Here is an 11,743-nt window from a genome sequence, read left to right as displayed (position 1 = left end):
TTCGTTTCCCCTGATTGCCGTGGCGGCGGGGCTTGGCGCCAGAAAGGGCGCGGGGTCTGAGGCGGACAACAGCCGCGCCCGCGGATTTGTTCTGTCGGTTGGCTTTGTGCTCGGCATTGTCACGGTGGACATCATCATTGGCGCCTTGTTCGGCTTTGCTGGACTTGCGGTCATGCGCGTGCTGAATGCGGTTCTTGCGTATGTGTATGCTTTGCTTGCCGCGGTGCTGGCGCTTACTGGCCTGGCGCTGTGGCGTAAACTGCGCATTCGTATCCCTGTGCTTCGTCCCGAGGCTGGGTCGGCCCGGACCTTTCTTGGAGCTTACATACTGGGCCTGCCGTTTGGCCTTTCCACCTGCCCTGCCTGCACACCAATGGTGCTGCCCGTCGTGATTGCAGCGTCTTCCACGGCGGATCCCTTTTTGGGTGCTGTGCTTATGGGCGTCTTCGGCCTGGCGCGCAGCCTTCCTTTGGTGATCGCCGGGACTTCCGCTGCCAGCTTTGTGCAGCACCGGCATTCCAGACACATTGTCCGTTGGGCAGAACGCCTGGGCGGCCTGCTGCTGATCTCGGCTGCTGTCTATTTTGCCTGGCAGGCTGGGCGTTATGCCGGGCTGTATTAAGCCGGCATGGGGTTTCGGGCGCCGATGCGAGCGCAGCCTGCATAGCAGAAGGCAGATTGACCTTCCTGTTGGCGGAAACAGTAGGCTGAGGCAAGCAGAAGGGAGGTTTCCATTGATCGTGGTAATTTCCGGATTTTCCTCCGCATCGCGCCCCTTCCTCCCGGTGTGGCTGCGGCTGCAACAGTTCAGGGGCATTCGTCTGGCCAACCGTGCGGATTGGGCGGAGCGATGACACCCCGGCAGCGTTTCTGGCATGTGGCGGCGGCAGGGACCGCATTTCAGGCCGGTTCTGCTGCGATAGACAGTTCTACCATCATGGCCGCGCTGATCCTCCAGCTCACCGGGAGTCCACTTGCGGTTGGCGCAGTGCCCGCGATCCTGAGGCTCGGCTGGCTCACGCCACAGAACTTTGTCGGCTATCTCGCGGGGCGAAGCGGCGCTTCAATGCCATTCTACGCCGCCGGAGCACTCGGCCGGACCGCAGCTATCGCCTTGCTGGCCACAGTACTTTGGCTTGGCTCGGCCGCAGAATGGCGGCCGGCATCAATTGGCGCCGCGGCGCTGGCGCTCTGGACGCTGTACGCCTTTGTAAGCGGCATTGCCGGCGTCCCCTGCAATGATATCGCCGCCCGCGCGGTCCCCTCTAACCGCCGCTCGCGCTTGCTGGCGCTGCGGTTTTTCGGGGGTGGACTCGCCGCATTGGCAGTGGCGGCCTTGGCCGGTCATTTCGTCAGGTCCACGGAGTTCCCCGTCTCCTATGCAGCTGTGTTCGGGATCGCGGCGTCATTGATGCTGGTATCTTCAGTCCTCTTAGTCTCAATACGGGAGCCGGAGCGCCCGGGCATCTCGGAAGGCGCAGAGAGTTTCGCGGCCAATTTCCGCGAGCGGCGCACGGCCTTCCGGAAAGATCCCCGCTTCCGCCTGTTCGTCTTCGCGCAATGCAGCGGTGGCGCGGTGCTGATCGCGGCCCCGTTCTATGTGGCCGCCGCCGCGGATATGGGGCTTGATCCTGAAAACATTGCGCTTCTTCTCGGCGCCCAAACGTCAGGTGCTCTGGCTTCCAACCTGCTCTGGGGCTGGCGGGGCGATACGCGCGGCAAGCTTCCCCTCATGCGCCTGGTCTCTATCCTGCGGCTTGCACCCCCCTTGATTCTGCTGGCCCTGCTATTCCTGAAGATGCCGCATACGCAAATTCTGATCGCTCTTTCGGTTGTATTCCTGCTGCTCGGCGCCCTCGCAAACGGATTAACCATCGCTGTACCCGGGCTGCTGATGGAGATTTCCCCGGAACACTGCCGGCCAGCCTACTCCGGGTACTTCAAAGCGCTGACTGCCCCGGCGTTTATCTTGCCGCTTTTGGGTGGGGTGGTCTATGGCGCTATCGGAGCGGAGGCTGTGTTCTTCCTGTCGGCTGTTTCCGCGGCGGGGCAGGTCTGCGCCTTGTTACCGATGCGCACCAAGGAGAATTTGTAACCCTTCCGCCAGACCGCATTGTTGTTTTCAAGACAAGGGACGGTTTGGATCAGTTCGGTAGAGGCTGAGCCATTCTGCTGCAAAGACAGTCTTGCCAGGCGAAGCTGCAGTTTGAGCAAAAAACCAAGGGCCTTTTTGTCCGCTCCTCGATGGTCGGAGCGGCCCCCAGCGAATGTGCGGTTCGGAATCAGCCTGATTTGGCACGAGTGAATGACCGGACCGGGGAGATCTGCCGCGTCGCCGAATTTTTGGCGCTGCAGCGGCGATAAATCTGACAAGGAGGAAAGCGCGGGCGGCTTTCGTTGCTATGGGGGTTGTGCGTTACGAGTTCAGCCTTCGTTGGCCGGATCGCTGGGGCTGATCGCTTTGACGAGTGCAGGCGCGGCGGTTTTCACGGCCTGTTGTTGCCGGTTGGTTTGTCTTTTCGCATCCATTAGCCTGTTTTGGTGCCTGTTTTGGTGCCTGTTTCATGAGGCCGGGCGCAGTGATCGGTGCGGCGTCTGCATATCGCCGGGCCGGGCATTTTCGCTGTGTCATGCGGCCTCCCCCAATGGCGGCGCGCGGGATTTCGGGGTTTGGCCGCGGGTGAATGCCTCAACGATGCGCATCGCCCCGCCGCATTTGGGGCCAGGCCGGCACACGATCCGGCCGTCGGGATCTTCGCTTGCCGCTTCACCGGTTGCCTGACCGGGTTCGGGCTCCGCGTTGAGCAAATGCCTGATCTTCTTGATCCTGCCGCGGCGGATGCCGTTGGCGAGGAAGCCGGTGTGGCGGATGCGGTGGAAGCCGGAGGGCAGGACATGGATCAGGAAGCGACGGATGAACTCGTCCGTGCGCAGGCGCATGATCTTCAATCGGTCACCGCGCCTGATGCGGTAGTCTTTGCAGCGGAAGGCCACCGTGCCGGCATTGGCGCTGACCAAGCGCTGGTTCGAGATCGCGACGCGGCGGGTATAGCGGCTGAGACCGGCCAACACGGCTTCGGGCCCTCCGAAGGGTGGCTTGGCGCAAGCAACCCAATCGGTCTTGCGTAGTGGCGCGGGATGGGCTGCCAAGCTGCCGGAGCCGGTCAGTCCCGCCAATGCTCCGAAGAAACGCAGCTTGCTCGTCCGGTGCAACCGGATCAGCCCTTCAAGGAACAGGCGCCGGAACAGCCGGGACAGGACCTTCACGGATAGGAAGAACCTTGGGCGGCAGCCGATCCAGCGGGTGCCGTCCTGGGACAGCCCGCCACCTGGCACGATGGCATGCACGTGCGGATGGTGGGTCAGCGCAGCGCTCGGCCCAAGGCCGCCAAGGCACGGCGGCGCCAGCCGCGGGTCTGCGGGCGCGGGAGTTCTGCGCTTTCAGTCAGTTGGTCACGGAGCATGGGTGGTGATCAGGAAATAGACCCATTCGCCCTTGAAATCAAGGTGTTCGGTGCGGGCCTGTGCAACTTGGGCGCGCAGGAACTCAAGGTAGGGGGCCGCGGGTTCGCTGAGCGGACGGGGATCCGCATAAAGCGGGTGCGAGGCGGCAAAGGCGACGGCGATTTCCTGGCCGTAGGGCGGGCCGACGGTGATCTGCAGGCCGGGATCGCCGGCCTCTCTGGCACCGACACGCAGGGCGCTTTCAGGGGCGGTCTCTGCCAGCGGCGCCTGCGCGTCCGGCGCCAGATGCAGCACTGCGCCGCCGGCGTCGAAGTAATCCACATAGACATAGGCCGGGTAATCGGGGGCGGTGAGGTCGAAAAACAATCGCTCGCCGCCGGAATAGTCGAGCACCCGGGCATGGGCATCGGCGCCGACCAGCAGCGGGTTGGTGATCTGGTCGGTGCTTTGCGGCAGGCCGACGCCCGAAATCCCCGCCAGCGCGCCGCATTGCGGGCGGGGCAGCAGGCGCATCTGGTCAGAGACCATGATATCGGCGCCCATCCGGGCCTGAAGTGCGGCCAGGACGGGGGCGCGAAGCCCGTCCTCGGGCAGGTGGCCGCGGACCTCCAGCGTGGCGGTTTCCGGCACGAAGGCGACCTGCAGGCGGGAGCAGGGCACTGCGGCGAGGATGCCGGCAACCCCATCGCGCAGCGGGCCGCTTTCGGCCACGGCATCGCCGGGCTGCACAAACGCCTGAAACGCCGCGAGGGAGGTCGGGTCAATGTCGCCGGCCCCGCCCTGGAACGCCAGCGCCGCCTTGATACGGGGGGCATCGGGAGTGGCGGCGGGGGTGTGCTGCGGGCGGGGTTCTGTGCCCGCCAGCGGGGCGGTTTCGGGCTGTGCCTCGGGGCTGGGCTGGCTGGCCGGCGCGGTTTGCGGCAGCGCTGCCGGAGTTGGGTGCGCGGTGGCGGCCGGCGCCACCAAGGCCGGTGCGGTTGCCAGCGGAACTGCGGTGTCCTGTGCGGCGGCCAGCAGGATTGGGGCGGCGGCGGCGGCTTGCGCGGGCGGCGCCGCGGGTTTTGCTTCAGGGGTGTTTTCCGGCGCAGGTTCAGCAGCTTGGGCCTGCTGGCTGTCGGGCCGGGCGGCAGAAAGGCGGGGGGCTGGAGCTTCAGCGCTGGCCAGCCTGTTTTCAGAAACTTGAGCCGGAAGCGCCGCGGCGGCTTGGGCGGCAGCGGCCGTGAGGCTGGCCGCCGGGGCTGCGGCAGCGGCAAGACGGTCTGCCGCGGGGGCCTGGGCTCTGGCGCGAGACTGGGGCACGGCGCCTGCAGAAAGGCCCTGGCTTTGCGCCGCGCTTTCAGGGGCTTGTTCGCTTTCAGCCGCCTGCGGTCTGGCTTCGGAGCGGGGAATACGGTGGGCCTCGAGGTTGAGGCTGCTTTCGGGGGCAGGCTGCTGCGGCACCGGATCCGGCGCCAGCGAGATCAGCAGCGCGCCGGCGCCCGCGGCATGAACCAGGGCGGACCCCGCAAGCCCCAGCGCCCATATGGCCGGGGGGCGCATCATCCTTCGGTTTCCGGTGTGACCACCAGCACCACATCCTTGAACCCCAGTGCTTCTGCCTGGGCCACCAGCGGCAGCACCCGGCGCAGCTCGGCCGTGCGGTGGGCATTGATGCGCAGGCGCAGCTCCGGGTCGTCTGCCAGAAGCGCCGAGAGGGCAGGGGAGAGGGCGCCGCGGGGGATGGCATCGCCGTCGAGCGCAAGGTCTCCGGCGGCGGAGACGGCGAGGGTGATGCCGCCCGCCGGCATGTCGCGGCCGGTGACGGCGGTGGCGGGGCGGACATCGAACGGCGCGGTGGCGTCCATCCGGCCGATCAGCATGAAGAACACCAGGAGGAAAAACACCACGTCGATCAGGGCGATGATGGTTTCCGAATGGGGGCTGCGGGCGGGGCGGTTGAGTTTCATTGCGCCGCCTCCAGCCGCAGCACGCGCAGGCGGGTGACCCCGGCAAGTGCTGCGCCGTCCATCACGGTGATCAGCGCCTGGGTCCGGGCGGCGCCGGAGGGCAGGATCACCACCTGGGTCAGGGGGGCATCGGCCACCGCGGCGGCGAGGGCGGCGCGCAGGGTATCTGCGGTCAGCGCGGTGCCGCGCAGGACGGGCACACCATCGGCGCCGAGGCGGATCATCAGGGTTTTTGCTGGTGTCCGGGGGCTGCCGGCCGTGCCTGCGGAGGGTTTCACCGCCGGGATCATGTCGAGGTTCAGATAGGTGGAGGTCACCATGAAGAACACCAGGAGGATCAGCATGACATCGATCATCGGCACCAGCGAAATCAGGGCACGGGGGCGGGCGGGCCGGTGGATCCTCATGGCAGCTCCTCCCGTATTAGCGCGACCCGTCGATCAGCAGCAGGCGGCCGGCGGCGCTTTCGATGGCCTGGGCGGCGGCGTCGATGCGGGCGGCGAACAGCCCGGCGGCCACGGCGGCGGGGATCGCAACCAGCAGGCCCGCCGCCGTGGTCAGCAGCGCCTGCCAGATGCCGCCCGCAAGCACCGAGGCATTGGCGGCGCCCTGCGCCAGTTCAAGCTCTTGAAAGGATTGGATCATGCCGAGCACAGTGCCGAGCAGGCCGAGCAGAGGCGAGACCATGGCGATCAGCTCCAGCAGGCGGATCAAGGCGTTCATCCGGCTCACTTCCTCATTGCCGCGGCGGGTGAGCTCGTCCTGCAAGAGCGGGCCGCGCAGACCTTCCTGCAAGGCCTGCATGGCATAGCGCATCACCCTGTCGGCCGGGGATTTTCCACCCGCGATACTGTCCTGCGCCTGCTTGCGGTCGCCGCTTTTCCAGAGCGCAAGGGCCTGTTCGCGCGCGGACCGGCCGGAGCGGACCGGCCAGAGCTGGATCAGCTTTACCGCAATCACCGTCAGCGACAGCAGCGACATCAGCGCCAGCAGCGCAATCACCGGTCCGCCGGTGCCGAAGATTTCCCAGGTGCCGCTCATGGCTTATTTCACCAGCGGCGCGGCAGCGCGGGAGCCAAGCTCCAAGATCGGGAAACAGTCGGTCTGGTCCTCATTCTGGGGCTGGCAGGAGGTGATGTCATGCAGCAGGATTTCCGAGATGTTGCTGCAGTTGATTTCGGGGATTTCAAAGAGTTTCAGAGTGGTGCGCTGGACGGGCAGGGGCGCGGCGTCGATCGACAGCAGCCGGTCGATCACCCCCTGGCCATCGAGGATGGCGAGCGACATTTCAAACCCCTCGAAGCTTTTGCCGGTCTGGTTGCGGAACAGGAAGAAGGCGCGGCAGCCGCCGCCTTCGATCTCCTCGGTCTTGTTCAGCTCAACCCGCAGCGGGCCGGTCTCAGCCGCGGCGGTGAGCGGCAGGCAGATCAGGGTGAGGGCAGTCAGCAGGCGTTTCAGGGGCATCACTGTCTCCGGGTTCCGGTGGGATGCCCGGCCCGCAACCGCTGCGGGCCGGGCTGTTTCGGGGTCAGACCAGGGCGGTCAGGGCCTTCTCGATCTTGTCCATGGCGTCGCGGGCCGAGTCGAGATCACGGCGTTTCAGATGCCGGGCGGCCACATGCAGGGCGCGGCCAAGACGGTCGCGGACCTTGCCCGGGGCGCGGGCGACATTGGCCTGCAACGACTGGGCGCGTTTGACCTGGGCGCCCAAGCTGCGCTGGTCCATCTCGCGCTGGCCGCGTTTCATCGATTTGGCCTCATCCTCGCGGTCCTGGCCGATGCGGGCGACAGCGCGTTCGATCACCACGACCATGGTCTCGGCCTCCTGCAGGCGGCCGTCGTTGATCAGGCTGACGGATTTGGCGAGCGCGCGCTTGAGTTTCAGCTCCAGCGGTCCGGGGGCAAGGCCGATGCGCGGCTGAATGCGTTTCAGGCGGCGCTTGAGCGGCGCGATGGCCTGGGGGTCGATGCCGGAGGCGGAGATGTCGGCGGCGTTTTCCTCGGTCACCTGGCCCTCAGCCTTTTCCGGTTTGAGACTGTCCAGGAGGTTGCCGCCGTCGTCATAGAACAGCACGTTGACCTGGGGCTTGTTGCGCCGGAGGAAAGTCTTCAGCTCGGTGACCATCCGCTGCGGCGCGCTTTCGCAGGTCATTTCCATCTCGCCGGAGCGCACCACATAGGTGCCCCAGGCCATCGGCGGGCCGCCGCCCTCCTTCTTCATCGGGGTCTTCAGGGTTTCCGGTTTCTTGCCCGGCTGGATCATCAGCAGCGGGTCTTTGGCCTGGTCCAGACAGAAGGCGAAACTCATCCGTTTCTTGCAGCCCTCGCGAACCATCACTTTGACTTCCTTGCCGGAAATGCGCTCAATACTCATTATTCGCCCGCCGCAAAAAGCTGTGAAAACATTTGACTTTAGGATGCCGATAAGGCTCACTTGGGGTCAAGTTTTAGTTTGAGATTAGGGCAGCCTTAACCACCAGGCCCGAAAAGGGTGGGGGTAGCTTGACGTTAAGTCAATAGAGCCGCAGAACCGGAAAAAAGCGGGGGGGCAAGCGAGACAATGGATCCGGCAGCATTACTGCAATCCAAAGGGGATGACGCGCCCAGCGGCGAGAACCTTGAATACGATCCGGCCTTCACAGAGATGGAGCTGGCCGCCCAGCCGGGGGAAGAATCGGTTGTGGGCAACGAAAAGATCGAAGCCACGGATCCGGATTACCGCGAAGTTCAAAAGAAAGCCCTGGAGGTGCTGGAGCGCAGCCATGATCTGCGTGCCGCAGTGTTCCTGGGCGATGCGCTGCTGCAGTCCGAAGGGCTGACCGGTTTTGCCGATGTCACGGCCTATATCCGCGGCTGCCTGGAGGACTTCTGGGAGAGCTGCCACCCGGAGCTGGATGAGGACGACGGCGACCCGACCATGCGGATCAACGCGGTGCAGGATCTGTGCGGCCAGCCGGATGGGATGGCGGGGCCATCGCCGCTGTACCGCTCGCTGCGCCGGGCGCCGCTGGCCGAGAGCCGCGGCTTCGGCCGCTTCTGCCTGCGCGACATCGAGATTGCCGAAGGGGTGATGACCGCCCCCGAAAGCATGGAGCATATTCCCGACACGGCCACCATCGGCGCCGCTTTTCAGGACAGCGACGAAGAAATCGTGTCGGCAAGGCTTGCAGCAATCGTGTCGGCGGAAGAGAATGTCCGGGCAATCTCGGCTGTGTTCGATGAGCAGACACCGGGGCAGGGCCCGGATCTGAGCGCGCTGATCAAGCTGCTGCAGCAGATCGCCAAGCGCATCCGCGCCTACGGCAACATGAGCGCTGAGGAAGAGGCCGGCGATGACGGCGCTGCAGAGGATGCAGCGGCTGACGGCGCCGGAGAGGCCGCTCCGGCTGCTGGCGGGACTGCCGCGGCGGCAGCGCCGGGGGTGATCAATTCGCCCGCGGATGTGTCCAACGCGCTGGACCGTATCATTGCCTATTACCGGCGGCGGGAGCCGTCGAGCCCGCTGCCGATTCTGCTGGAGCGGGCGAAGAAACTGGTGGGGGCCGACTTCCTCACCATTATGAATGACATGGCCCCGCAGGGGGTGGAGAATGTCCACCTGATCGGCGGGATCGAAGACGACGACGATTGACACGGCGACTGACACGGGGCCGGCCGCGCTGCACGGCGCCGCGGCCGCCGTGAAAGCAAGACGAGTAAGGAGACCTAGATGGCCGGAAGTTCACAGAAATTCATTGCCCGCAACCGGGCACCAAGGGTCCAGATCGAATATGACGTGGAGCTGTACGGCGCCGAGAAGAAGGTGCAGCTGCCGTTTGTGATGGGCGTGCTGAGCGACCTGGTGGGCAAATCCGAAGTGGAGCAGCCCGCGGTTGCGGACCGCAAGTTCCTGGAAATCGACGTTGACAACTTCGATGACCGGATGAAGTCGATGGCGCCGCGCGCTGCCTTCACCGTGCCCAACACGCTGACCGGCGAAGGCAATCTGGCGGTCGATATCACCTTTGAGAGCATGGACGATTTCAAGCCTGCCGCAATTGCCGCCAAGGTGGAGCCGCTGCGCGAACTGCTGGAGGCGCGCACCCAGCTGTCAAATCTGATGACCTATATGGATGGCAAGACCGGCGCCGAGGATCTGATCTCGAAGATCATCCAGGACCCGAGCCTGCTGAAGACCTTGGCAGCGCAGCCGAAACCCGGCGGCGACGCCGAGAGCGAAGAATAAGAGGGGAGGACGAAGATGGCTGAAGAAGAACTCCAGGCGGAAGCCGCTGCCGGTGAAACCGCCTTTGGCTCGGCCGAATTCGCGAGCCTGCTGCAAAAGGAATTCCGCCCCAAGTCGGACCAGGCCAAGACGGCGGTTGAAAGCGCCGTCAAAACCCTGGCCGAGCAGGCGCTGGCAAACACCGCGCTGGTGTCCGACGATGCGCTGCGTTCGATCGAGAGCATTGTGTCGGCGATCGATGCGAAGCTGACTGAGCAGGTCAATTTGATCCTCCACAACGAGGATTTCCAGCAGCTGGAAAGCGCCTGGCGCGGTCTGCATTATCTGGTCAACAACACCGAGACCGACGAGCAGCTGAAAATCCGGGTGATGCCGATCACCAAGAAGGAGATGTCCAAGACCCTGAAGAAATTCAAGGGCACCGCCTGGGACCAGTCGCCGCTGTTCAAGAAGATCTACACCGAGGAATTCAGCCAGCTGGGCGGCGAGCCCTACGGCTCGCTGGTGGCGGATTACCATTTTGACCACTCGCCGCCGGACATCGAACTGCTGGGCGAAATGTCCAAGATCGCCGCGGCCGCGCATGCGCCGCTGATCACCGGCGCCAAACCGACCCTGTTCCAGATGGACAGCTGGGCGGAACTGTCGAACCCGCGCGACCTGACCAAGATTTTCCAGACCCCGGAATATGCCGCCTGGCGGTCCTTGCGCGACAGCGAGGATGCAAAATACGTCGGCCTGGCGATGCCGCGGTTCCTGGGCCGTCTGCCCTATGGCTCGAAGACCGATCCGGTGGACGAGTTTGCCTTCGAGGAAGACACCGCAGGCGCCACTAGCGAGAAATACGGCTGGGTCAACGCGGCCTATGGCATGGCGGTGAACATCACCCGCTCGTTCAAGATGTACGGCTGGTGCTCGCGGATCCGCGGCGTGGAAAGCGGCGGCACGCTGGAGAACCTGCCCTCGCATACTTTCCCGACCACTGATGGCGGCGTCGATCAGAAATGCCCGACCGAGATTGCCATCGACGACCGGCGCGAGGCGGAACTGGCGAAGAACGGCATGATGCCGCTGATCCACCGCAAGAACACCGATGTGGCCACCTTCATGGGGGCGCAATCGCTGCACAAGCCGGCCGAATATGACGATCCGGACGCCACCGCCAACGCCAATCTGGGCGCGCGGCTGCCGTATCTGTTCGCCACATGCCGGTTCGCGCACTATCTCAAGTGTATGGTGCGGGATAAGGTCGGCTCGTTCAAAAGCCGTCAGGACATGGAGTCCTGGCTGCAGGACTGGATCAACAACTATGTTGATTTCAACGCGGATATCTCTTCGGAGAACGAGAAGGCGCGCAAACCTCTGGCCGCAGCCGAAGTGGTTGTGGAAGAGGTCGAGGGCAACCCGGGGTATTATACCTCAAAATTCTTCCTGCGCCCGCATTACCAGCTTGAGGGGCTTTCTGTCTCGCTGCGGCTGGTATCCAAACTGCCCTCGGAAAAGGGAGGCTGATTTTCCACTCCCCAGCCTCAAACGATCATAGTGCAGTAGAGATCTTAGTTATTGAAAGGATAGAAAAATGGCTGCTAACATGTTTGTGCAAATTTCGGATGTCGAGGGTGACGCCACCGAGGAGCAGCACAAGAAATGGATTGTCATCCAGTCCGCAAGCTGGAATGTCGAGCGTGCCGTTGAAATGACGGATCTGGGCTCGACCCAGCGGATGCATGCAAACTCCAACTTCGGCAAGATTGAGCTGACCTCGCAGATGGGCAAGGCATCGAACGGCCTGGCGCTGTCGGTGGCCAATGGCACGGTGCGGCCGGAAATCATCATGCATTGGTGCCGTTCGGGTGACAGCGCCAGCGCAGGCCTGCTGGTCTATTCGGTCTGGAAGATGAAAGACGTGGTTGTCGACAGCTACTCGATCTCCGCAAGCGAGGACGGCATCCCGGAAGAAACCTGGTCGCTGGCCTATGCGTCGATCGAGCATGAATACAAATCGACCAACCAGAAAACCGGTAAGCTGACCACGGAAGGCACCTTCAAGTGGAACGTTCAGACCGGCAAGGTCGAGTAAAACCATTGGCCGACCCCGGGCGTATTT

At 64.2% G+C, this 11,743-nt stretch carries 12 protein-coding genes and 1 pseudogene; 6 read left to right on the top strand and 7 right to left on the bottom strand.

Annotated elements, in window-relative coordinates; translation table 11 throughout:
* The first annotated feature begins 19 nt into the window (after positions 1 to 19).
* Positions 20 to 622 (top strand): cytochrome c biogenesis CcdA family protein, encoded by a 603-nt coding sequence (locus METH_RS22400; protein ID WP_024092602.1) that lies wholly within the window; start codon positions 20 to 22, stop codon positions 620 to 622.
* 228 nt (positions 623 to 850) lie between these two features.
* Positions 851 to 2,095, top strand: coding sequence for an MFS transporter (locus METH_RS22395; protein WP_024092601.1), 1,245 nt, complete (start codon positions 851 to 853; stop codon positions 2,093 to 2,095).
* A gap of 533 nt (positions 2,096 to 2,628) precedes the next feature.
* On the opposite strand, the pseudogene METH_RS22390 reads toward METH_RS22395, so the two are convergent.
* The 7 genes and pseudogenes from METH_RS22390 to METH_RS22360 all read right to left on the bottom strand — a co-directional run.
* A pseudogene (locus METH_RS22390) lies at positions 2,629 to 3,372 on the bottom strand (IS91 family transposase); the annotation flags it as partial.
* A gap of 81 nt (positions 3,373 to 3,453) precedes the next feature.
* Positions 3,454 to 5,007 (bottom strand): DUF4384 domain-containing protein, encoded by a 1,554-nt coding sequence (locus tag METH_RS22890; RefSeq protein WP_024092598.1) that lies wholly within the window; start codon positions 5,005 to 5,007, stop codon positions 3,454 to 3,456.
* Positions 5,004 to 5,411 carry an ExbD/TolR family protein gene (locus METH_RS22380; protein WP_024092597.1) on the bottom strand — a complete coding sequence of 136 codons (408 nt, stop codon included), beginning with the start codon at positions 5,409 to 5,411 and terminating at the stop codon, positions 5,004 to 5,006. The genes METH_RS22890 and METH_RS22380 overlap by 4 nt, the downstream gene beginning before the upstream one ends.
* Complete coding sequence (locus tag METH_RS22375; protein ID WP_024092596.1) at positions 5,408 to 5,818, bottom strand: ExbD/TolR family protein; 411 nt, start codon at positions 5,816 to 5,818, stop codon at positions 5,408 to 5,410. Before METH_RS22375 ends, METH_RS22380 begins: the two co-directional genes overlap by 4 nt.
* Before the next feature lie 16 nt (positions 5,819 to 5,834).
* Complete coding sequence (locus tag METH_RS22370) at positions 5,835 to 6,452, bottom strand: MotA/TolQ/ExbB proton channel family protein (RefSeq protein WP_024092595.1); 618 nt, start codon at positions 6,450 to 6,452, stop codon at positions 5,835 to 5,837.
* A 3-nt stretch (positions 6,453 to 6,455) separates the two neighbouring features.
* A complete protein-coding gene (locus METH_RS22365) occupies positions 6,456 to 6,875 on the bottom strand; it encodes a hypothetical protein (RefSeq protein WP_024092594.1) in 420 nt (139 codons plus the stop codon).
* Between the two features lie 64 nt (positions 6,876 to 6,939).
* Complete coding sequence (locus METH_RS22360; RefSeq protein ID WP_024092593.1) at positions 6,940 to 7,785, bottom strand: hypothetical protein; 846 nt, start codon at positions 7,783 to 7,785, stop codon at positions 6,940 to 6,942.
* A gap of 186 nt (positions 7,786 to 7,971) precedes the next feature.
* Between METH_RS22360 and tssA the strand changes: the two genes are divergently transcribed.
* The 4 genes from tssA (at position 7,972) to METH_RS22340 (ending at position 11,716) form a co-directional block, all read left to right on the top strand.
* The gene (tssA, locus tag METH_RS22355) at positions 7,972 to 9,042 is read left to right on the top strand and encodes a type VI secretion system protein TssA (protein ID WP_024092592.1); all 1,071 of its coding nucleotides are present in this window, start codon (positions 7,972 to 7,974) and stop codon (positions 9,040 to 9,042) included.
* 78 nt (positions 9,043 to 9,120) lie between these two features.
* A complete protein-coding gene (gene tssB, locus METH_RS22350) occupies positions 9,121 to 9,636 on the top strand; it encodes a type VI secretion system contractile sheath small subunit (protein WP_024092591.1) in 516 nt (171 codons plus the stop codon).
* Positions 9,637 to 9,651: 15 nt separating this feature from the next.
* The gene (tssC, locus tag METH_RS22345; protein ID WP_024092590.1) at positions 9,652 to 11,148 is read left to right on the top strand and encodes a type VI secretion system contractile sheath large subunit; all 1,497 of its coding nucleotides are present in this window, start codon (positions 9,652 to 9,654) and stop codon (positions 11,146 to 11,148) included.
* 67 nt (positions 11,149 to 11,215) lie between these two features.
* The gene (locus tag METH_RS22340; RefSeq protein ID WP_044008849.1) at positions 11,216 to 11,716 is read left to right on the top strand and encodes an Hcp family type VI secretion system effector; all 501 of its coding nucleotides are present in this window, start codon (positions 11,216 to 11,218) and stop codon (positions 11,714 to 11,716) included.
* Positions 11,717 to 11,743: the final 27 nt, after the last annotated feature.

The organism is Leisingera methylohalidivorans DSM 14336, from assembly GCF_000511355.1.
Classification (GTDB): Bacteria; Pseudomonadota; Alphaproteobacteria; order Rhodobacterales; family Rhodobacteraceae; genus Leisingera; species Leisingera methylohalidivorans.
The sequence above is the reverse complement of the archived record's forward strand: the minus strand, read 5'-3'. Positions and strand labels throughout refer to the sequence as shown.

What these genes read in the sequence shown, in the direction of transcription:
- METH_RS22395 (WP_024092601.1), top strand. Translation starts at nt 851, where the DNA reads ATGACACCCCGGCAGCGTTTCTGGCATGTGGCGGCGGCAGGGACCGCA.
- METH_RS22890 (WP_024092598.1), bottom strand. Translation starts at nt 5,007, where the DNA reads ATGATGCGCCCCCCGGCCATATGGGCGCTGGGGCTTGCGGGGTCCGCC.
- METH_RS22380 (WP_024092597.1), bottom strand. Translation starts at nt 5,411, where the DNA reads ATGAAACTCAACCGCCCCGCCCGCAGCCCCCATTCGGAAACCATCATC.
- METH_RS22375 (WP_024092596.1), bottom strand. Translation starts at nt 5,818, where the DNA reads ATGAGGATCCACCGGCCCGCCCGCCCCCGTGCCCTGATTTCGCTGGTG.
- METH_RS22370 (WP_024092595.1), bottom strand. Translation starts at nt 6,452, where the DNA reads ATGAGCGGCACCTGGGAAATCTTCGGCACCGGCGGACCGGTGATTGCG.
- METH_RS22365 (WP_024092594.1), bottom strand. Translation starts at nt 6,875, where the DNA reads ATGCCCCTGAAACGCCTGCTGACTGCCCTCACCCTGATCTGCCTGCCG.
- METH_RS22360 (WP_024092593.1), bottom strand. Translation starts at nt 7,785, where the DNA reads ATGAGTATTGAGCGCATTTCCGGCAAGGAAGTCAAAGTGATGGTTCGC.
- tssA (WP_024092592.1), top strand. Translation starts at nt 7,972, where the DNA reads ATGGATCCGGCAGCATTACTGCAATCCAAAGGGGATGACGCGCCCAGC.
- tssB (WP_024092591.1), top strand. Translation starts at nt 9,121, where the DNA reads ATGGCCGGAAGTTCACAGAAATTCATTGCCCGCAACCGGGCACCAAGG.
- tssC (WP_024092590.1), top strand. Translation starts at nt 9,652, where the DNA reads ATGGCTGAAGAAGAACTCCAGGCGGAAGCCGCTGCCGGTGAAACCGCC.
- METH_RS22340 (WP_044008849.1), top strand. Translation starts at nt 11,216, where the DNA reads ATGGCTGCTAACATGTTTGTGCAAATTTCGGATGTCGAGGGTGACGCC.